Annotated in this window: 16 protein-coding genes; 12 read left to right on the top strand and 4 right to left on the bottom strand. The window is 75.5% G+C overall.

The features are described from left to right. The first annotated feature begins 185 nt into the window (after nt 1-185). The 6 genes from KME80_RS24285 (at nt 186) to KME80_RS24260 (ending at nt 7,464) form a co-directional block, all read left to right on the top strand. Entirely contained in the window at nt 186-791 is a 606-nt protein-coding gene (locus KME80_RS24285; protein WP_308125909.1) for a TetR/AcrR family transcriptional regulator, read from the top strand. Then, on the top strand, nt 788-2,974 hold the full coding sequence (locus KME80_RS24280) for a glycoside hydrolase family 3 C-terminal domain-containing protein (protein ID WP_219508430.1): 2,187 nt from the start codon (nt 788-790) through the stop codon (nt 2,972-2,974). The genes KME80_RS24285 and KME80_RS24280 overlap by 4 nt, the downstream gene beginning before the upstream one ends. A 99-nt stretch (nt 2,975-3,073) precedes the next feature. Beyond that, the gene (locus tag KME80_RS24275; RefSeq protein WP_219508429.1) at nt 3,074-4,462 is read left to right on the top strand and encodes an ATP-binding protein; all 1,389 of its coding nucleotides are present in this window, start codon (nt 3,074-3,076) and stop codon (nt 4,460-4,462) included. A 52-nt stretch (nt 4,463-4,514) separates the two neighbouring features. Next, on the top strand, nt 4,515-5,720 hold the full coding sequence (locus tag KME80_RS24270; protein WP_219508428.1) for a tetratricopeptide repeat protein: 1,206 nt from the start codon (nt 4,515-4,517) through the stop codon (nt 5,718-5,720). Nucleotides 5,721-5,755: 35 nt separating this feature from the next. Further along, nucleotides 5,756-6,547 (top strand): phosphotransferase, encoded by a 792-nt coding sequence (locus tag KME80_RS24265; protein ID WP_219508427.1) that lies wholly within the window; start codon nt 5,756-5,758, stop codon nt 6,545-6,547. Then, a complete protein-coding gene (locus KME80_RS24260; protein ID WP_308125908.1) occupies nt 6,544-7,464 on the top strand; it encodes an AraC family transcriptional regulator in 921 nt (306 codons plus the stop codon). The genes KME80_RS24265 and KME80_RS24260 overlap by 4 nt, the downstream gene beginning before the upstream one ends. On the opposite strand, the gene KME80_RS24255 is transcribed toward KME80_RS24260, so the two are convergent. The 4 genes from KME80_RS24255 to KME80_RS24240 form a co-directional block, all read right to left on the bottom strand. Continuing rightward, on the bottom strand, nt 7,354-8,220 hold the full coding sequence (locus KME80_RS24255) for an NAD(P)-dependent oxidoreductase (RefSeq protein WP_219508426.1): 867 nt from the start codon (nt 8,218-8,220) through the stop codon (nt 7,354-7,356). The genes KME80_RS24260 and KME80_RS24255 overlap by 111 nt on opposite strands. Nucleotides 8,221-8,268: 48 nt before the next feature. Beyond that, a complete protein-coding gene (locus KME80_RS52815) occupies nt 8,269-10,125 on the bottom strand; it encodes a heparinase II/III domain-containing protein (RefSeq protein WP_219508425.1) in 1,857 nt (618 codons plus the stop codon). After that, the gene (locus tag KME80_RS24245; protein WP_308125907.1) at nt 10,122-10,895 is read right to left on the bottom strand and encodes a glycerophosphodiester phosphodiesterase; all 774 of its coding nucleotides are present in this window, start codon (nt 10,893-10,895) and stop codon (nt 10,122-10,124) included. The genes KME80_RS52815 and KME80_RS24245 overlap by 4 nt, the downstream gene beginning before the upstream one ends. A 95-nt stretch (nt 10,896-10,990) precedes the next feature. Then, a complete protein-coding gene (locus KME80_RS24240; RefSeq protein WP_308125906.1) occupies nt 10,991-11,869 on the bottom strand; it encodes a MurR/RpiR family transcriptional regulator in 879 nt (292 codons plus the stop codon). Between the two features lie 135 nt (nt 11,870-12,004). Here KME80_RS24240 and KME80_RS24235 point away from each other — a divergent pair, with 135 nt between their 5' ends. The 6 genes from KME80_RS24235 to KME80_RS24210 all read left to right on the top strand — a co-directional run. Further along, entirely contained in the window at nt 12,005-13,399 is a 1,395-nt protein-coding gene (locus KME80_RS24235) for an MFS transporter (protein ID WP_219508423.1), read from the top strand. Further along, a complete protein-coding gene (locus KME80_RS24230) occupies nt 13,396-13,821 on the top strand; it encodes a GAF domain-containing protein (protein WP_308125905.1) in 426 nt (141 codons plus the stop codon). The genes KME80_RS24235 and KME80_RS24230 overlap by 4 nt, the downstream gene beginning before the upstream one ends. Next, nucleotides 13,818-15,026 carry a metal-dependent hydrolase family protein gene (locus tag KME80_RS24225; protein ID WP_219508422.1) on the top strand — a complete coding sequence of 403 codons (1,209 nt, stop codon included), beginning with the start codon at nt 13,818-13,820 and terminating at the stop codon, nt 15,024-15,026. Before KME80_RS24230 ends, KME80_RS24225 begins: the two co-directional genes overlap by 4 nt. Before the next feature lie 152 nt (nt 15,027-15,178). Then, on the top strand, nt 15,179-17,122 hold the full coding sequence (locus KME80_RS24220) for a protein kinase family protein (protein WP_219508421.1): 1,944 nt from the start codon (nt 15,179-15,181) through the stop codon (nt 17,120-17,122). Continuing rightward, nucleotides 17,119-19,221, top strand: coding sequence for a serine/threonine-protein kinase (locus KME80_RS24215; protein ID WP_219508420.1), 2,103 nt, complete (start codon nt 17,119-17,121; stop codon nt 19,219-19,221). Before KME80_RS24220 ends, KME80_RS24215 begins: the two co-directional genes overlap by 4 nt. Before the next feature lie 3 nt (nt 19,222-19,224). Continuing rightward, nucleotides 19,225-20,132: serine/threonine-protein kinase (locus KME80_RS24210; protein WP_219508419.1), on the top strand; the 908-nt coding region annotated here is incomplete at its 3' end.

The raw sequence follows: 20,132 nt of genomic DNA, 5'->3' as shown, positions 1-20,132 counted from the left end.
ACCGTGACAGATGCCGCGACAGGGGAACGGCGCTGCGGCGCATGGCGGTCCCCCTCACTGGTCTCGGCGGTCGTCGCCGACCCTACAGAGATCGGTACGGGACGGGCATCCGATTTGTTTCCTACCACGTGGTAAGTTCGGATTTCCGGGCACCCGGGTGCCCTGGACAGCAGAAAGGCCGGTCGGTGACCGAACCCACCACACGCCGGGTGACCAAGGGCGAGCGCACCCAGGCGCGCATCCTGGACTCCGCCATGGAGCTGTTCTCCCGCTCCGGCTTCCACGCCGTGTCCCTGCGCGACATCGCCGCGCACGCCGGGCTCACGCACGCCGGGCTGCTGCACCACTTCCCGGGCAAGGACGCGCTGCTCATCGAGGTGCTCAAGCGCCGCGAGGTGCTCACCGCCGAGCTCGTGGCGGCCACCGGCCCCGGCCTGGACCCGGTGGAGATCATCAGGCGGCACGTCGACCAGCTCGCGGCCAGCATGCGGACGCCGGGACTCGTCGGGCTGTTCGTGAAGCTGTCGGCCGAGGCCACCGACCCCGGGCATCCGGCCCACGCCTACTTCGTCGAGCGCTACCGCCGGCTGCGCAAGGGCGCCGCCTGGGTGCTCGCCGAGCTGTTCGCGCAGGCCACGCCGCCGCTGCCCCACGACCCGGACGTCGTCGCCGGGCAACTCCTCGCCGTGGTCGACGGCCTGCAGACGCAGTGGCTGCTCGACCCCGACCGGGTCGACATGCGCGCCTCGGTCGCCGCCTTCCTCACCGAGCTGGGATTGGACATCAGTTGAAGGATCTGACACTCGCCGAGAAGGCCTCGCTCACCTCCGGGAGCGACACCTGGCACACCACCGCCGTCCGCGACGTCGTACGCGCCCTGACCCTGTCGGACGGGCCGCACGGCCTGCGGCGGCAGGACGAGAGCTCCGGCGACGCGCTCGGCCTGACCAGGAGCGTGCCCGCCACCTGCTTCCCGCCCGCGGTGGGGCTCGGCTCGTCCTGGGACCCGGAGCTGGCGCGGCTGGTCGGCGCGACGATCGCCCGCGAGGCCCGCGCGCAGGGCGTGGACGTCGTGCTGGGGCCTGGCGTGAACATCAAGCGCTCGCCGCTGTGCGGGCGCAACTTCGAGTATTTCTCCGAGGACCCGCGCCTGGCCGGGGTGATGGGCGCGGCCCTGGTCGACGGCATCCAGTCGCTGGGCGTCGGCGCGTGCGTCAAGCACTACGCGGTCAACAACCAGGAGACCGACCGGATGCGGATCAGCGCCGACGTGGACGAGCGGACGCTGCGCGAGATCTACCTGCCCGCCTTCGAGCACATCGTCCGCGAGGCCGCCCCTTACATGGTGATGTGCGCCTACAACAAGATCAACGGCGTGTACGCGAGCCAGAACCGGTGGCTGCTGACCGAGGTGCTGCGGGAGGAGTGGGGGTTCGACGGGCTCGTCGTGTCCGACTGGGGCGCGGTGGCCGACCGGGTGGCGGCGCTGGAGGCGGGGCTCGACCTGGAGATGCCGCCAACCGGCACCGACGCGGAGATCGCCGACGCGGTCCGCGACGGCAGGCTGCCCGAGGAGGTGCTGGACCGGGCCGTCGGGCGGCTGCTGCGGCTGGCCTCGCGGGTGCCCGCCGCGCCGGCCACGACCGGCTGGGACGCCGACGCGCACCACGAGGTCGCCCGGCAGGCGGCCCGCGCGTCCGCCGTGCTGCTGAAGAACGACGGCGACGTGCTGCCCATCGCCCCCGGCCGCAAGGTGGCCGTGCTCGGCGAGCTCGCCCGCACCCCGCGCTACCAGGGGCACGGCAGCTCGCACGTGGTGCCGACCCGGCTCGACTCGGCCTGGGAGTCGCTGGCGGCGGCGCTGGACGGCGCGGTGTTCGCGGCCGGCTACCGGCTCGACGGGCAGGCCGACCCCGAGCTGGAGCGGGAGGCGGTGGAGGCGGCGGCCGGGGCCGACGTGGCCGTGCTGTTCCTCGGGCTGCCGGACTCGGCCGAGTCCGAGGGCTTCGACCGCACCGGCATCGACCTGCCCGGCGACCAGACGACGCTGCTGCGCCGGGTGGCCGGGACGGGCGTGGACGTGGTCGTCGTGCTGTCCAACGGCGGCGTCGTGTCGGTGTCCGGCTGGCAGGACGCGGCGTCGGCGATCCTGGAGGGCTGGCTGCTCGGCCAGGCGGGCGGCTCCGCCCTGGCCGACCTGCTGCTCGGCACGCACAGCCCGTCCGGCCGCCTCACCGAGACGATCCCGCACCGGCTCGCCGACGTGCCCTCCCACCTGCACTTCCCCGGCGGCGACGGGCACGTGGTCTACGGCGAGGGCCGCTACGTCGGCTACCGCCACTACGACACGCTGGACGTGGACGTCGCCTACCCGTTCGGCCACGGCCTGTCCTACACGACGTTCGCCTACTCCGGCCTGGAGGCCCGCGAGACCGGCGCGAACGAGTGGCAGGTCGAGGTGACCGTCACCAACACCGGCAGCCGGTTCGCGCACGAGGTCGTCCAGCTTTACGTGGCCTTCGACGAGGAGCGCCCCACCCGGCCCCGGCACGAGCTGCGCGGCTTCGCCAAGATCGGCCTGGAGCCGGGCGCGAGCGAGCGGGTCTCGTTCACGCTGACCGGCCGCGACCTGGCGTGGTGGTCGGCGTCGCGGGGCGGCTGGCGGATCGACCCGGGCGCGTTCACCGTCGAGGTGGGCGCCTCCTCGCGCGACATCCGGCAGCGGCTGGAGCTGAGCACGCCGGGCGACGGCTGGGCGCCGCCGCTGACCGCGATGTCGACGCTCGGCGAGTGGCTGGACCATCCCGTGGGGAGCCGGGTGCTGAAGGAGGCGTTCGGCGGGTCCGCGCTCGACCGGTTCAGCCCGGCGCTCATGGGGCTGGCCAGGGGGATTCCGCTGGCCAAGTTCCGGACGTTCGGCATCGGGCTGTCGCCTGAGGTGGTCGACCGGCTCGTCGCCGCCGTGGATGGGTGACGTTTCTGGGCGTATCTGGATATGTCGGGGGCTGGGGGTCATGGCCGGTGATTTCGATAGCCTTGCCTGATTCCACTCCCCCGACGGAAGGACGGGCACGTGCTCGACGATGCCGGCCTCCAGGCGCTCCGCGAGGCGGCGCGCCTGTCTCCGGACAATCTCCCCCTGCGGCGGCACCTCGCCGACCAGCTCCTGGCCAAGGGCTACCTGGCCGAGGCGGAGGCCGAGTTCCGGGCCGCACTCGTGCTCGCGCCCAAGGACGCGGACGTCTCGGCGGGGCTGGCGGAGGCGTTCGTCCGGCAGAGCTCCTACGGCGAGGCGCTGGCGGCGCTGGAGCCGTTCCTGGGCGAGCCCGGCTGCCCGCCCCGGCTCGGCGTGCTCGCCGCGCGGGCGCTGCTGGGCGAGGGTGACGTCGCGGCGGCGGCGCACCGCTACCACGACGCGGTCACCCGCGACCCGTCGCTCGCCGACCCCGCCCTCGCCGCCCGCCTCGCCGCCCCGCCCCAGGCCCTGGGAGGGCCGGCACCGTACGGCGGTGCGCCGTCGGGGCCGGCGTACGGGGGCGGGGCTTACGATGCGCCGTCGCCCGCCACGCCGGCGGCGGAGGCGAGCGCCGAGGTGGAGCGGTCCCGGTTCACGTTCGCGGACGTGGCGGGCATGGAGGCCGTGAAGGAGGCGCTGAAGGTCAAGCTGCTGCTGCCGATCCAGCAGCCGGAGCTGTTCGCCGCGTTCGGCAAGCGGGCGGGCGGCGGTGTGCTGCTGTACGGGCCGCCGGGCGCGGGCAAGACGCACCTGGCCAGGGCGGCGGCGGGCGAGCTCGGCGCGTCGTTCGTGAACGTCGGCCTGGCCGACATCCTCGACATGTACATCGGCTCCAGCGAGCGCAACCTGCGGGCCACGTTCGACCTGGCGCGGCGCAACCGGCCGTGCGTGCTGTTCTTCGACGAGGTGGACGCCTTGGCGGCGCGCCGCTCCGACATGCGGCAGGCGCACAACCGGCAGATCGTCAACCAGTTCCTGGCCGAGCTCGACGGCGTGGACCAGGACGCCAACGAGGGCGTCCTGGTGCTGGCGGCGACGAACGCGCCCTGGTACATCGACGTGGCGTTCCGCCGCCCTGGCCGGTTCGACCAGCTCGTGTTCGTGCCGCCGCCGGACGCCTCCGCGCGGGCGGCGATCCTGCGCATCCTGTGCCGGGACAAGCCGATCGCGGAGATGGACTACGACGCGGTGGCGCGGGTGACCGAGCACTTCGTCGGCGCCGATCTGAAGGGCGTGGTCGACCGGGCCGTGGAGGCGAAGCTGCAGCAGTCGATCAGCGCGGGCCGGGCGATCCCGCTGGCGACGCCCGACCTGCTGGCGGCGGCGAAGAGCGTGCGGCCCACGTCGGTGCGGGAGTGGATGGCGACGGCGCGCAACTACGTGCTGCACGCCAACGACTCGGGGGCGTGGGACGAGCTGATGCCGTGGATCAAGGCCAAGTGGTGAAGGCCAGCTCGTGAAGGCGCGATGGTGAAGGCCCGATGGTGAAGAAAGCCCGATGGTGAAGGCCGCCGGCCCGGTGCAGCGGGCGCGGGCGCTGCTGGAGATGCGCCGGCCCGCCGACGCCGAGCGGGAGCTGCGCGGCCTGCTGGCCGAGGAGCCGGAGCACGCGGTCGGGCACGCGCTGCTGGCGCTGGCGCTGGCCGAGCAGCGCCGGCCGGGCGAGGCCGTGGCGGAGGCGCACGAGGCGGTGCGGCTGGCGCCCGACTCGTGGTTCCCGCACTACGTCGCGGGCCAGGTGCACAACCGGGCGCGGCAGCCCGACCAGGCGATCGCCGCCGGGCGGGCCGCGCTCGCGCTGTCGCCGGAGTGGCCGCCGATCTGGGAGCTGCTGGCCCGCGCGCACGTGCTGAAGGGCGAGTGGCCGCTGGTGGCGGGCGCGGCGGAACGCGGGCTGGCGCTCGACCCGGAGTCGGCGGACCTGATGAGCCTGCTGTCGCTGGCGCAGACGGCGCTCGGGCAGACGCGGGCGGCCACGGAGACGGCGGGGCGGGCCGTCGGGCTCGCGCCGGAGAGCGCCACGGCGCACCTGGTGTACGGGCGGGCGGCGCTGGCGTCCGGTGACGCGCGCGTGGCCGCCGGCGCGTTCCGCGAGGTGCTGCGGCTCGACCCGGGCTACGGGCAGGCCAGGGACCTGCTGGTGACGGCGCTGAAGGAGCGCAACCCGCTCCACCGGTGGCTGTCGCGGGTGCGGCGCAGGTTCCTGGGCGGCTGGTGGCTGGTGTTCCTGCTGCCGGCGCTGCCTCCGGTCATCGCGGTGTTCGTGGTCATCTCGCTGCTGCACTGGGCGGCGTGGGTGACGGAGGCGGTCACCGTGCTGCGGCTGGCCCGCGCGAAGGCGACCGGGCTGCTGTTCGACGGCGGCGAGTCGCGGGTGGCGCTGGCCTGCTGCGGCCTGCTCGTGGCGGGCGCGGCGACGCTGGTGGCGGGCGTCGTGCTCGGCAGCGACGTCCTCGGCACGGCGGGGGCCGCCGTCATGGCGCTGGTCACCGCCGTGCAGGAGGCCGCACACACCGGCTCGCCGCGCGGCCGTGCCGTCCTGTACGGGTGGGCGGCCCTGCTGGGCCTGGCGGTGGTGGCGTCGCTGGTGTCGGGGGTGTGGCCGATCGCACTGCTGACCGTGTACGCGGCCCTGGCCACGATCTGGATCGCGGCAGGCGTACGACGGGTCTTTGGGCCTCTTGGAGATGCCCGCACTTATTGAGAATCTGGGAGGCGGGACCCCGGAGGAGGCGATCGATGAGCGGATCCGCAGGCCGCCATGAGATCCGGCGGATCCGGCTCGAAGGAGGCAACGACGGGGGCGCGATCCGGATCGGCGCGACCGTCAGGCGGGCGGCGCGGGCGTGGACGCCCGCCGTGCACGAGCTGCTGCGCCACCTGGAGCGCAAGGGCTTCGCCGGGGCGCCGCGGGCACTGGGCTACGACGAGCAGGGCCGGGAGGTGCTCACGTTCCTGGAGGGCGAGACGCTCGGCAACCGGCTGGTGTGGCCGGAGTGGACGCGGACGGAGGAGGCGCTGCGCCAGGTGGCCCGCTGGCTGCGGGACTACCACGCGGCCGTGGCCGACTTCACGCCGCCGCCCGACGCCCGCTGGCGGGTGGGCGGGCAGTGGTCGCCGGGGCAGATCATCGGGCACAACGACGCCAGCCCGTTCAACGCCGCCTGGCACGAGGGGCGGCTGTCGGGCTTCTTCGACTGGGACTTCGCCGGGCCGGTGGGCGCCGAGTCCGACCTGGCGTGGACGGCGCTGAGCTGGGTGCCGCTGCACGCGCGCCGGGTGGCGGAGCTGGAGGGGTTCCGGGCGTTCGACAGGCGGGGCGAGCGGCTGCGGACGTTCCTGGACGCGTACGGCTGGCACGGCGACCCGGCGGTGATCGTCCGGGAGATCCAGGCGCGGATGAGCGCGCGGGCCCGCGACATCCGCGCGGGCGCGGTCGGCGGCGACCCGCTGTATGCCAAGCTGCTGCGGCAGGGGCGGGCCGAGGACATGGACCGCGCGGTGCTGGAGCTGGAGGACTTCGCCTGGTGAACGGGGAGGGGCCCGGCGCGAGGCTGCGCTTCGGGGCCGGCGCCGAGGGGATCGAGCGGATGGCGGCGTCGCTGGTCGGCGAGGCGTTCGCGCCGCACCGGCACGACCGCTACGCGATCGGGATCACGCTGCGGGGCGTGCAGACGTTCCGCTACCGGGGCGAGGCGCGGCACTGCCTGCCGGGCGAGTGGCACATCCTGCACCCGGACGAACTGCACGACGGCGCGCCGGGCACCGAGGAGGGGTTCGGCTACCGGATCTTCTACGTGGATCCGGCGCTGGTGGGCGAGGCGCTGGGCGGCGGGCCGCTGCCGTTCGTGCCGGACCCGGTGGTGCGGCGGATGCCGCCCGCGCTGGCCGCGTGCCTGCGGCGGCTGGACGAGCCGCTCGGCGAGCTCGAACGGGTGGAGGTCGCGCTGGCGATCGCCCGCTCGCTGGCGGCGCACGCGGGAGCGCGCCAGGCCGGGCGGGGCGCCGGGCGCGCGGCCGCGGCGGTGGAGGCGCTGGCCCGGGTGCGTGACCTGATCGCGGCCGACCCGGCGGTGCGGCATCCGGTGGCGGTGTTCGAGCGGGTGTCGGGGCTGGACCGGTGGACGATCGCCCGGCAGTTCCGGGCCGTGTTCGGCACCAGCCCGACCCGGTTCCGCACGATGCGGCAGCTCGACGTGGCGCGGCGGGCGTTGCGCGCCGGGCTCCCGCCGGCCGTCGCCGCGCAGGCGGCCGGGTTCGCCGACCAGAGCCATCTGACGCGCAGGTTCAAGGGCGCGTACGGCCTCACGCCCGCGCGCTGGCAGGCCGCCTGCGGTTCAGCCGGTCCTGGCCTCGATCGCCCGGATGACGGCGGCCATGTCGAGGCCGCCGTGCCCGAGCGCGAGCGTCTCGGCGAACAGCTCGTGGCAGACGTCGAGGAGCGGTGAGGCGAGCCCGGCGGCGCGGGCGGCCTCGGCGATGAGCCGGTTGTTCTTGAGCACGTCGGCGACCGCCGCCTGCGGGGACAGCTCGCCCTCGACGAGCTTGGCGGCCTTGCCGCGCGACACGGCGCTGGCCATCGGGCCGGTGGCCAGCACCTCCTGGAAGCGGCGCAGGTCCAGCCCGTGCCCGGCGGCGAAGTGCGTCGCCTCGGCGAGCCCGGTGACCATCGTGATGAGGAACAGGTTGACCGCCAGCTTCATCAGCAGCGCCGACGGCGCCGGGCCGCAGACGACGCTCTTGTGGTACATCGGCCGCAGCAGCGGGCGCACGTCGGCGACGGCGCCGGGGTCCCCGGCGAGCATGGCGACGAGGCGTCCCTCCTCAGCGGGGCCGCGCGAGCCGGAGACGGGCGCCTCCACGTACCGGCCTCCGGCGGCGCGCACGTCGGCGTCCAGCCCGGCGGAGTAGGCGGGCGAGGTCGTGCCCATGTGCACCACGGTGCGCCCGGCGACGCGGGCGGCGAACTCCGGCGTGCCCCGGCGCAGCACGTCGTCGACGGCGGCCTCGTCGGCGAGCATGAGGAGAATCGTGCCGGCGCGGCCGAACACCTCGGCGGCGCTCGCCGCCACGTCGGCGCCGGCCGTGCGGACCGGCTCGGCGCGGGCGGGGGTGCGGTTCCAGACGACGAGGCCGCCCGCGCGGGCCAGGTTGACCGCCATGGGCCCGCCCATGAGGCCCAGGCCGATGAAGCCGATGTCCATCCCCTCGTTGTAGCCGCAGCGGGCGGGCGGGGTCTTGAACGGTTGTGCTCAGGGCACGGGCGGCGGGAGCGTGAAGCGGGCGTGGACGCGCGCCTGTGCCGCGTGCCCGCGCAGCAGGACGATGCCGAGCGGGCGGCCGTTCGGGTTGCCATCGGCGAGCGCCGCGTACGCCTCGAACCCGTCCGGGACGGTCAGCTCCAGGGACGGCGCGCCGTCGGCGTCCCAGGCGCCGCGCAGCACCCCGGCATGCGCCCGCAGCCGGCGCACGTCGCGCAGCCAGGCGTGGCCGAGGTCGCCGGTGAGGAGGGCGGGCTCGCCGTCCGCCGTGAACGGGCCGTCGCCGTGGAAGGTCCACTCGATCGCGTCCGGCGCGGCGGGCGTCACCGTGAACTCGTCGGTCCAGCCGTCGCCGGTCACCGTCAGGGCGCGGCGCAGCGTGTGGCCGTCGAACGCGGACTCGGCCGCCAGGTGGCCGGGCGACGAGGCGACGAGGCGGCCGGTGTGCGGCGGCTGGGGCCGTCCGCCGACGGTGACGGTGTTGTGGGCGACCGGCGAGCGCAGCCACGCGGTGAAGCCGGAGCCGTAGCCGCTGGTGCCGAGGTCGAGGCTGGACCAGCCGGTCGCGGTGGCCACGTCCACGCCGAGCTTGTCGCGGTGGTCGTGCCAGCCGGCGTCGGGCCCGTACCGGAGGGCGGCGCGCACCCGGCCGGACCTGAGCAGCCCGATCCCGGCCCCCGGCCACACGAACGAGCGCGGCGGGTCCGGGGGCGGCGGCGGGAGGTCGCCGGGGCCGAAGACGAGGGCGGCGACCGACGAACGGCCGGTCAGCGGCGGCGCGACCCCGTCGGGGAGCTGCGCGCCGTACCAGAGGCGGACCGGGGCGGGGCGCGGGTGCGCGTAGTAGGGGGCCGGGCTGGGCGGCCGCTCGGGCAGGAGCGACCAGGCGGCCTCGGCGTGCGGGGCGAAGTCGGCGGTGAAGCACTCGGCCCAGCCGTCCCCGTACGCGGGCAGCCGCCCGTCGTCGTAAGCGAGCATCGGCGGCGCGGTGACCGCCCGGGCCAGGCGTTGCGCGGCCGTCGCCGACAGCCCGGCCGGGCCCGCCGCCTCGCGGTAGGACAGCAGGGCGGCGAGCGCGTAGTAGTGGTAGTGCGGGTTGACCTCGTACCACAGGCCCTCGTCGTGGAACCCGCGCCTGACCTGCGCCTCCACGCCGAACTCGGAGTCGCGGCACCAGGCGAGCAGCGCGGTGTCGCCGAGCCGTACGGCGCATTCGGCGAGCGCGGCGAGCAGCCAGCACGGGATGTTGTGCACGGCGCCCGCCTGCGGGCGCAGCAGGGCGGCGACGTCGCGGGCCAGGCCGTCGAGGGCGGCCGAGGTGGCGGGGGTGAGGGCGTCGCCCGCCCAGCGCACGGCGCGCAGCAGCCCGGTCGCCCACACGGCCTCGTCGAGCCCCTGCGGCTGGACGCGGCCGGTCCCGGCGGCCTGGCCGTGGGGCGCGTAGTCGCGGTAGCGGCGGGCGTAGCCGCCAACGACGCGTTCGAGCTCGTCGCGGGCGGGGCGCGAGCCGGTCAGGCGCAGCAGCAGGGCGGCGCGCTGGGCCTGCGCGGCGGCGGCGTTGTGGGTGATGGCGCGCCAGGCGCCGTCCCACGGCTCGCCCGAGTAGACCTTGCCGCAGCCGGTGCACGCGTGCCGGTCGGGCGTGGCGGGGTCGTGGCGCAGGGGCGCGCCGTCGGCGTCGCAGAAGTAGTGGTGGGTCCAGGCGGACGGCCGTTCCGGGCCGGGCAGCGGCAGACCGGACCAGTGCCCGAAGTCGGCCTCCAGGGCGCCGAGCACGCGGGCGGCCCACGGCGCGTCCGCGACCCGCCTGCGCACCGCCGCCCAGTCCGGCTCGTACGGGCCCGTCACGTGCACTTTCCGGCCAGCCAGCGGCGGTAGTCGGCCGGGTAGTCGGTCAGCACGCCGGCCGGGCCGCGCTTGAGGATCTTCGTCCAGCGGGGGATTTGGGCGCGCCAGCCGGGCGGCGGCTCGTCCCAGGGGACGCCGTCGGTCCAGCGGACGGCCTCGCCCCGCAGCAGGCCGGGGTGCCGCGTGGCGAGCTCGCGCTGGATCCACGGGTCGGCCGAGTAGAGGAGGATGCGCTGGGTGTCCTGCCGTTCGAGGATCGGGCCGGACAGCTCCTGCCAGGCTTCCTCGGAGCGTCGCAGGACGGGTCTGGCCTGGCGTTTGATCTCCAGCAGCGCGATCAGCCCGGCGGCCGCGGCGTGGTCGAGCCAGGAGCCGAGCGTGTGGACGCGCTCGCCCGCGTAGGGGCCGCGCGAGACGCGGCGGGACCGCAGGCCGCCGTCGTCGTCGGCCCACCACAGGTCGGTGATCTCGCGGTTGGGCCCGGTCAGGCCGTTGGTGGTGGTGTTGTGCCACATCACCGCCTGGGTCCCGTCGCGGGTGAGCTGGACGTCGGCCTCCAGGCCGTCGGCGCCCTCGGCGCGCATGTGCTCGATGCCGGTGGGGTGGTTCGGCTGGCGGATCAGGTCCTTGGCGCTGGCTCCGGGGTTCTTCGGGTAGCCGCCGTGCCCGAACACCAGCGGGCAGCCGGGCAGCCGTCCGGCGGCGGCGGGCACGAGCGCGGTCGCGGCGAGCTCGGTCACTGCCACGGCCACCGCCAGCGGGATGGTCACTACGAGGCCCCCTCGTCGTAGGTCCGGCACGACGAGGCTATGGGCGGGGCCGGACCCGATCAAGCATCCGCTCCGGCCTGTCACCAGGGCCGTCTCTACGGGCCGGTGGGCTCGCCGCCCGCGGGGCGCCGGTGGAGCAGGCCGAACTTGGTCCACATCCGCTCGGCCGTCTCGATGGCGGCGGCCGTGCGCGCCGGGTCGACGGCGGCGAGCTGGGCGACCAGTGCCTGGGCGACGGCCAGCCCGGCGGTCAGCGACGGGAAGAACGCGACCCCTTCCGCCGGGACCATCACGACCTCCTCGGCCGCGTCCGCCAGGGCGGGGCTGGCCGCGTCGGTGAGCGCGAACACCCGGGCGCCACGCGCGCGGGCCTCGTGCGCGGCCAGGACCGTGCTCTCGTACAGCCGCCAGAAGCTGATGGCGATCAGCACGTCGCCGGGCCCGATCGCCGCGACCGTGTTGGACAGCTCGGAGTCGCCCGCCGTGACGGCCGCGACGGGGTAGCCCGCGATGCGGGCGTTGTGGGCGAGCGCCATGCCGACCGCCGCGTAGCTGCCGTCGGCGACGATCACCGTGCGGCGGGCGGCGGCGACGGCCTCGGCGACGGTCCGGATCACGCCCTCGTCCAGGCGGCGGTTGAGCAGGGCGAGGCTGTCGAGGTCGCGCCGGAGCGAGCGGGCGCTGGGCGAGCCCTCGCCGCTGTGCTCGGCGGCGACCTGCGGCGCGCTGAGCGACGAGAGGTAGCGGGCGCGCAGCTCCTGCTGGAGGGCGGGCCACCCGGCGAAGCCGAGCGCCTGCGCGATGCGGGTGACGGTGGCCACGTTGACGCCCGCGAGCGCGGCGAGCTCGGCCGCCGAACCGAACGACGCCCGGCGTGGCTGCGTGATGAGGATGTCCAGCACCGCCGCGGCCTTGGGGCGCAGCCCGCGTTCCGGCACGCGGTCGCGCAGCCACTCCTCGAAGCTGTCCGTCACGCGCCCCTCCCTCGCCGGGAGACATCGTACATTTTCCAAATATTGCAAGGACCATTGCATCTTGCCCGATTTGCACTATACGTTGCAATAACTCCCCCTCCCTGGCAGGGCCCCGTGCCCTAGGAAGGCTGTGCCATGACCTTGCTGGCCCGGCTGGACCGGCTCCCCCTGAGCCGTCCGCACTACCTCCTGCTCCTGATAGGCGGCCTCGGCTACACCTTCGACGGCATGGACTCGGCCGTCGTCGCGTTCCTGCTGCCGAGCGCCCAGGAGGCGTGGAACCTCAGCAACGGCCAGCTCGGCATCATCGGCTCCGCCTCGCCGTTCGGCTTCCTGTTCGGCGCGATCGCGGCGGGCCTGCTCGGCGACCGCATCGGCCGCAAGAAGGTCATGATGTACGCGCTCGCCTTCTACGCGGTGTTCTCCGTCGTGGCCGCGTTCGCGCCGAACTACGAGGTGTTCCTCGGCGCGCGGGTGCTGGCCGGGGCCGGGGCCGGCGCGGAGAGCGCGATCATCGCGCCGTTCCTGTCGGAGTTCGTGCCCGCCAAGCGGCGCGGCTGGTTCATCGGCGCGCTGGCCGGGTTCTTCTCCTTCGGGTTCGTCGGGGCCGCGCTCATCGGCCGGTTCGTGGTGCCCACGTTCGACGACGGCTGGCGGATCGCGCAGATCATCACCGCGGTGCCCATCCTGATGCTGCTGTGGTGGCGGCGCTCGCTGCCCGAGTCGCCGCGCTTCCTGCTGCAGCACGGCAGGACCGCCGAGGCCGAGGCCGTGGTCGCCGACATCGAACGGCGCGTCGAGCTCGCCACCGGCCGGCCCCTGCCCCCGGTGCCCGAGACCGCGGCCGCGCTGCCCGTCCGGGAGACGCCGAAGGTCACGCTGGTCAACGCCCTGCGGTTCCTGTGGAGCCGGGCGATGGCCAGGCGCACCGGCGTCATCTGGCTGATCTGGTTCGTGATCACGTTCTCGTACTACGGCTTCTTCTCCTGGATCCCCACCCTGCTGGTGGAGCGGGGCATCACGGTGACGAAGAGCTTCGAGTTCTCGCTGATCATCTACCTGGCGCAGATCCCCGGCTACTTCTCCGCCGCCTGGCTGTCGGAGCGGCTCGACCGCAAGAACACCATCGCGATCTACCTCGCCGGATCGGCCGTCAGCGCCTTCTGGCTGTCGCAGATGGACACGCCCGTGTCGATCACGGTCGCGGGCGCCGTGCTGTCGTTCTTCCTGAACGGCACCTACGCCGGCGTCTACTCCTACACCCCCGAGGTGTTCCCCACCTGGATCCGGGCCACCGGAACCGGCCTGTCGAGCGCGTTCGGCCGCGTCGGCAGCATCCTCGCTCCCACCATCATCGGCGTGTCGTACGCGAGCCTCGGCTTCGGCGGCGTGTTCGGCATGACCACCGCCGTGCTCGCGGCCGGCGTGATCTGCGTGATGGTGTTCGGCCTGGCGACCGCCGGGCGTTCCCTGGAAGACCTGACCGAGCGGGGCGAGCCCGCCGGCGCAGCTAAGGAGATGACGTCGTGACCGGGCTGCCGGAACTGCAGGAGAAGGTACGCGAGCAGGTGGGCGCGCGGTTGTTCACCGTGCTCGCCTGGATCCCCGAACGGCGCGCGCTGCGCCGCGTGCACAGCAGCCACCCCGAGCAGTACCCGGTGGGCGGCGAGAAGACGGTGGAGGTCGCGCAGGAGTGGCTCACCCGCTGCATCGAGCAGCGGCTGCCCTACCTGGGCCGCGACCGGGCCGCCGTACGCGAGATCTTCGCCGACCACGAGCTGATCGAGAGCCTCGGCTGCGGCGCCATCGTCAACGTGCCCGTCGTGGACGGCGGCACCGTGCTAGGCGCGCTCAACATCCTCGACGCCGAGGGCAGCTACGACGAGACGTCCGTGGCCGCCGCCCAGGCGCTCGCGCCGCTGGCCGTGCCCGCGCTGCGAGGCGCCCGATGAGCCTGCTGCTGCGCGACGCCCTGCTGCTCGACCCCGACACCGGCGACTTCACCGAGACCGACCTGCGCTGCGCGGACGGGCGCGTCGCCGAGACCGGCCGCGGCCTGACCGCCCCCGACGGCACGCGCGTGGTCGACCTGGCCGGCGCGGTCGTCGTCCCCGGCCTGATCGACGCGCACGTGCACGTCACCGCCGCCACCGCCGACCTGGGCGGGCTGACCTCCTGGTCGCCCTCGTACGTGGCCGCGCACAGCGCCCGCATCATGGGCGGCATGCTGGCGCGCGGTTTCACCACCGTCCGCGACGCCTCCGGCGCCGACTACGGGCTCGCCGACGCGCAGGCCGAAGGGCTGATCCGGGGGCCGAGGCTGCTGTTCTGCGGCCGGGCGCTCAGCCAGACCGGCGGCCACGGCGACTCGCGCGGCCGGGGCACCCGGGTGCACGACGACCACCCGTGCTGCGCCGGGCTCGGCCGGGTCGCCGACGGGGTCGACGCCGTGCGCGCCGCCGCCCGCGACGAGCTGCGCAAGGGCGCCCACCACATCAAGGTGATGGCCTCCGGCGGCGTCGCCTCCCCCACCGACCGCATCGACTCCACCCAGTACTCGATGGAGGAGCTGCGCGCCATCGTGGAGGAGGCCGAGGCGGCCAACCGCTACGTGGCCGCGCACGCGTACACCGCACGCGCGGTCAACCGGGCGCTGGAGGCGGGGGTCCGCTCGATCGAGCACGGCAACCTGCTGGACGACCGGAGCGTGGAGCTGTTCCTGGAGCGTGACGCGTTCCTGGTGCCGACGCTGGTCACGTACTGGGCGCTGAAGGAGGAGGGCGTGGCCCACGGGCTGCCGGAGCCGAGCTGGCGCAAGGTCGACGCGGTGCTCGGCGCGGGCCTGGCGGCGCTGGAGCGCGCCGCCAGGGGCGGTGTGCGGCTGGTGTACGGCAGCGACCTGCTCGGCGGCATGCACCGGCACCAGAACCAGGAGTTCCGCCTGCGCGGCGAGGTGCAGAAGCCGCTGGACGTGCTCCGCGCCGCCACGGTGAACGCGGCCGAGCTGCTCGGCATGGCCGGCGAGATCGGCACCCTGGCCGTGGGCGCGCACGCCGACCTGCTGGTCCTCGACGGCGACCCGCTCGCCGACCTCGGCGTCCTGGCCGACCCCGGCCGCATCCGGCACGTCGTCCAGGCCGGGGAGCTCGTTTCCTGACCCACCACCGCCGTGGCGGCCCGTCCCGGGCCCGGCGTGGGGACGTCCTCCTCCGGGCCCTGGCAGGGTAAGACGGCCGGGCGCCGGTCTTCCACGACCGGAAGCGCCTGATCCATAATCAGGCGGTCGGCTGTCGATGAATTGCTGAGGCAATGACGGAAATTTCCCCATTACAGCGATCCGATCCCGCGGACCTCGGCGGGTTCGTCCTGCTGGGACGATTACGGCACGACGACCGCGGGCCCGTGTTCCTGGCCCGCGACGCCGGCGGCCGGCACGTCGAAGTCGCCTGGCTGCCCGGCGGGCCCGGCGCGGCGGACCGCGTGACCGCCCTGACGGAGCTCGACGCGCCGTCGCTGGCCCGCGTCCTGGCCGCCGGGGTCGCCGGCGGCCGGGCGTACGCGGTGACCGAGCACGTCCCCGGGCGGTCGCTCGCCGACGCCGTCGCCGCCGACGGCCCGATGACGGGCACCACGCTGCACCGGCTCGCCATCGCGACGGCCTCCGCCCTCGTGGGGCTGCACCAGGGCGGCGTCACCCACGGCGATTTGCGCCCCGGCACCGTCGTCCTCGGGCCCGACGGCGTCCGCGTCACCGGCTACGGCCTGGCCTTCCCCCCGGCCCCCACCGGCGCTCCCGAGCAGGTCATGGGCCCGGCGGACGACGTGTTCGCCTGGGCCGCCACCATCCTGTACGCCGCCACCGGTTCGGCCGATCGCGGCCTCCGCCACGAGCCCGGCCTGGCCGCCCTCGAAGAGCACCTGCGCCCCGCCGTCGCCGCCGCCCTGGCCGAGGACCCGGCGGCGCGGCCCGACTCGGGCGACCTCCTGCTCCGCCTCATCGGCCACTCCACCCGCACGCTCATCCCCGACACCGCGCCCCACTCCCCCACGGACGAGTTCCGGGCGAGCCCGGAGGCGGACGGCCCGGCGAGCCTGGAGGCGGACGGCCCGGCGAGTCCGGCGGGGGCCCGCCCGGCTGCCCCGCGCCCGGCGTCGGAAGGCCACACCCCTGGGATGGCCGCACCGTCCCAGGCCGGAGCGGCAGGGCGTACCCCGGGAGGCGGCGCCGCAGCCTCGGGCGGGGTGGCGTGGCGGGGGTGGCCGGGGCTGGCGGCGGGGGCGCTGGCCGTGGCGGTGGTCTCCGCCGGGGCGGGCCATCTGATCGCCGACCGGGTGGGCGCGGCCTCCCGGCCCGTCCCGTCGCCGACGCTGTCGCTGCCCGACCTGTCGGTGACCGCCGCGGGCCCGCGCGCGCTCCCGTCCCCGCAGGCCACGATGCGGGCGGCCGGGATCGCACTCTCCCTGTACGAGCATCCCGGCGATCCCCAGCGCGTCGTCGCGTACCGGAACGAGCGCGGCACCTGGCTGCGCGCGGCCCAGTGGGACGGGTTCATCGAGGCCGGGGTGGCGGCGGACGACGTGGCCGCCTCGCCCGACGGCACCCGGGTGGCGTTCCAGGCGGGCCGTGACGTGACGGTCGCCGACCGCCGCTCCGGCGAGCGCTTCACCGTACGGGTGCCCGAGCGGGCCGCCTCCCCCGTGTGGGACCGGGCCTCGTCCCGGCTGCTCCTCACGGTGAGCGGCCCGAAGCGGAGGACGGCCGGATTCGCCGTCCTGGACACCGCCACCCGGCAGGCCCGAACCGTCCCCACGGAAGGCGACACGGGACCGTACGCCTGGACCCCCGGCGGCGACGGCGTCGTCGCCTCGCACGACAGCGGCGGCCACACCGGCCTGCGCTTCCGCGACCTGAACGGCCGGGAGGCGCGCACGATGCCGTGGACCGGGCCGAGCGTCGGCCGCGCCCTGTTCTCGCCGTCGGGCCGGCTCATGCTGACCGACTGCCCCAGCGGCGGATCCCATTGCGCGTGGGACGCCGCCACCGGCGTCCGCGTCGCCACCTACGTGAACACGATCAAGGGTGCGGAGATGTGGGGCTGGTACGACGACGACCACCTGATGATCCTGGACCCGGGCCGGACGCCGCACGAGTTCGTGGCGCTGGACTTCCGTGAGGGCACCCGGCGGCTGCTGGCCACCCTGGAGGCGGCCGACGACACCCCCGGCCTGCGCCTGGCCCGGGCGGCCCGGTGAACGCCCGCGCCGTGGGCGGCTACCGCCTCGCCGGCACCCTCCACACGGGCTGCTGCGGCGTCTCGCACCACCTGGCGACCTCCCCCTCGGGGCGCACGGTGGTCGTCCGCCACTACGGCAGGCCGGCCGAGCGCCGCCCCGACCTCGCCCGGCTCGCCCGTCTGCGCGAGGCCGCCCCCGTCGGCGCCGTGGCCGTCCTGGACGCGGGCCCTGACCACGTGGTCACCGAGTACGTCGAGGGCGGCTCCCTCCTGGCCCGCCTCACCCCGGCCGCCGCCGCCGGCGGTCCCGGTGAGAGCGGAGGCGGAGCGGCCCGTACCCGGCCGGACCCTGCCGCCGACGGGCCAGGTGATGCGGACAGTGATGCAGGCAGTGGGGCGGTTGAGGGGGCGGCGTTGCGGCGGCTGGCGATCGGGACGGTGACGGCCGTGGCGGCGGCACACCGGGCCGGGCTGGCTCCCGTGGGGATCCGGCCGAGCCGGGTGCTGCTCGGGCCGGACGGGCCGCGGCTGTTGTGCGCGGTGCCGGAGGTTCACGACGTGCTGAGCGGGGGGCACGACACGTCGCCGATCGATCTGGAGCCGGGTGACCTGTTCGCCCCTGAGCGGACGCGCGGCGGGGAGCTCGGGCCCGCGACGGACGTGTGGGCGTGGGCCGCGACGGTGGCGTACGCCGCCGCCGGGCGGGATCCGTTCGGCGGGGACGGTTTCGGCGGGCGGCTCGCCCGGATGGCGGAGGGGGCGGCGAGCCTGGCCGCGCTCCCGCAAGGGCCGTTGCGTGAGCTGCTGGCCGACTGCCTGGCCGTCGACCCGGAGGTGAGGCCGACGGCGGAGCAGGCGCTGTTGCGTCTGATCGAGGAGACGGTCCTGGTCGTCCCGAGGCCCGTCCCTGGTCCCGTCCCTGGGCCCGTCCCGCAGTCGGCCGGCGCGAGCGCGGTGGAGGCTGCCGGGGCGGGGAGGAAGCGGCGGCGGGGGGTCGTGGCCGCGGCGGGGGTGGTGATCGCGCTGGTGGCCGGGGGTGTGTCGGCCGGAGTGACGCTGGCCGTGGGCGAGCCGGGAGCGGGGGCGGCGCGGGTGGCGCAGCAGGCGCGGCCCGGAGGGACGTGGACGCCGAGAGCGGTGGCCCCGGCGGACGGGCCTCCTGCGGAGGGGGCCGAGGTGCCGCTGCCGGGCGGGCTCGGGGTGGCGTACGAGCATCCCGGCGACCGGGTGCGGCTGACGTCGGTGCGGGTGGGCGAGAGCCGCCGCTACACGCGGGACCCGCGGACGGGCCGGTTCGGCGACGCCGGGCCGCACACCGTGGTGGCGGAGGCGTCGCCCGACGGGCGTTACACGGCGAGCTTCAACACGCTGTACGCGGCCGCCGGGGATCATCTGGCGGTGTGGTTCGCCGACCATCTGACCGGTGAGCGGTTCAGCGTGCCGGTGCTGCGCCCGCCGTACCAGTCCGTCGGCCTGAGCTGGTCGCGGCGGGGTGACCGGCTGCTGCTGTCGGTACAGCGGTTCGAGAAGGTCGGGGAGGAGAACCAGCCGTTCAGCGCCGGGTACGTGATCATCGACGTGGCGGCGCGGTCGGCCAGGTTCGTGCCGACGGGTGACGGGGCGGAGGTGCGGCAGGCGGCGCTGGCGACGGGCGGGAAGGTGAACCCGCTGAGCTTCTACGCCGAGTACCGGTGGATGCCCGACGGGAGGTCGGTGATCAGCCGCTACCTGACGGCGGAGTGGGGGCAGGGCGTGCGCGTGCGGGACGCGGAGTCGGGCCGGGTGACGCGGATGATGCACTGGGTGGGGCATGTCGTGGGGGCGGCGGACATGTTCTCGCCGAGCGGCGGCCGGTTCGTCACGAGCGGGTGCGCGAAGCGGTTCGCCGCCTGCGTGTGGACGGCGGCGGGCGGCGCCCGGGTGGCCACGGTGCCGACGCGGAAGGGGGCGGGCATGGTGGGCTGGTACGACGAGGAGCACCTGATCCAGGTCGTGCCCGGCGACGGCGACCGCAGCGAGGTGGTGGTGACGGACTTCGCCGGTGAGGTGGTGCGGGTGCTGGCCGAGCTGCGCACGCCGGGTGAGCCGCTGGTGGACGTGCGCTACACGCGGGGCTGACCGGTGGCGGCCGCGGTGCAGCCCGGCGATCCGGCGCGGATCGGCGCGTACGTGGTGCGCGGGCGGCTGGGCGCGGGCGGGCAGGGCGTGGTCTACCTGGCGCAGGCGCCGGGCGGGCGGCCGGTGGCGGTCAAGGTGCTGCGGGCCGCCGACGAGGAGGCCGCCGCGCTGCTGCGCCGGGAGGCTGAGGTGCTGCCCAGGATGGCGGCGTTCTGCACGGCGCAGGTCCTGGAGGTCGGCGCGGCGGGGGCCGAGCCGTACGTGGTGAGCGAGTTCATCGAGGGGCCGACGTTGCAGCAGGCGGTGGCGGCGCGCGGCCCGTTGCGGGGGCGCGAGCTGCACCGGCTGGCGGTGGGGACCGCGACGGCGCTGGCGGCGATCCACCGGGCGGGAGTGGTGCACCGGGATTTCAAGCCGGGCAACGTGCTGCTGAGCCCGGAGGGGCCGAGGGTGATCGATTTCGGCATCGCCCGGCCGGTGGGGGACGCGGGGGCGGGTGACGAGGTGGCGGGGACGCCGCCGTACATGGCTCCGGAGCAGTTCAGGCCGGGGGCGGGCGCGGCGGCGGACGTGTTCGCGTGGGGGGCGACCATGGTGTTCGCGGCGTCGGGGGCGCCGCCGTTCGGGGCGGGGCCGCTGCCCGCGCTCGTCCACCGGATCTTGCGGGCCGAGCCGGATCTCGGCGGGCTGGACGGTGATCTGCGTGAGCTGGTGGCGGCGTGCCTGGCCAAGGATCCGGCGCGGCGTCCGGCGGCCCGGGAGGTGCTGCTGCGCCTGCTGGGGCGCACGCCGTCGGCCGTGTCGGACCCGCTGGCGGCGGGCAGCGCCGCCGCCCGGGCCGGGGGTCCGGCTCCGGAGGGCACCGCGCGGCTCGCCGCACCGATCAAGGCGGGCGGGAAGGCGCGGGGGTG

It is taken from the genome of Nonomuraea ceibae, from assembly GCF_019396325.1.
Classification (GTDB): Bacteria; Actinomycetota; Actinomycetes; order Streptosporangiales; family Streptosporangiaceae; genus Nonomuraea; species Nonomuraea ceibae.
The sequence above is the reverse complement of the archived record's forward strand: the minus strand, read 5'-3'. Positions and strand labels throughout refer to the sequence as shown.

Coding starts and splice junctions, on each gene's coding strand:
- KME80_RS24270 (WP_219508428.1), top strand. CDS start 4,515: ATGGTGAAGGCCGCCGGCCCGGTGCAGCGGGCGCGGGCGCTGCTGGAG.
- KME80_RS24265 (WP_219508427.1), top strand. CDS start 5,756: ATGAGCGGATCCGCAGGCCGCCATGAGATCCGGCGGATCCGGCTCGAA.
- KME80_RS24255 (WP_219508426.1), bottom strand. CDS start 8,220: ATGGACATCGGCTTCATCGGCCTGGGCCTCATGGGCGGGCCCATGGCG.
- KME80_RS24235 (WP_219508423.1), top strand. CDS start 12,005: ATGACCTTGCTGGCCCGGCTGGACCGGCTCCCCCTGAGCCGTCCGCAC.
- KME80_RS24225 (WP_219508422.1), top strand. CDS start 13,818: ATGAGCCTGCTGCTGCGCGACGCCCTGCTGCTCGACCCCGACACCGGC.
- KME80_RS24220 (WP_219508421.1), top strand. CDS start 15,179: ATGACGGAAATTTCCCCATTACAGCGATCCGATCCCGCGGACCTCGGC.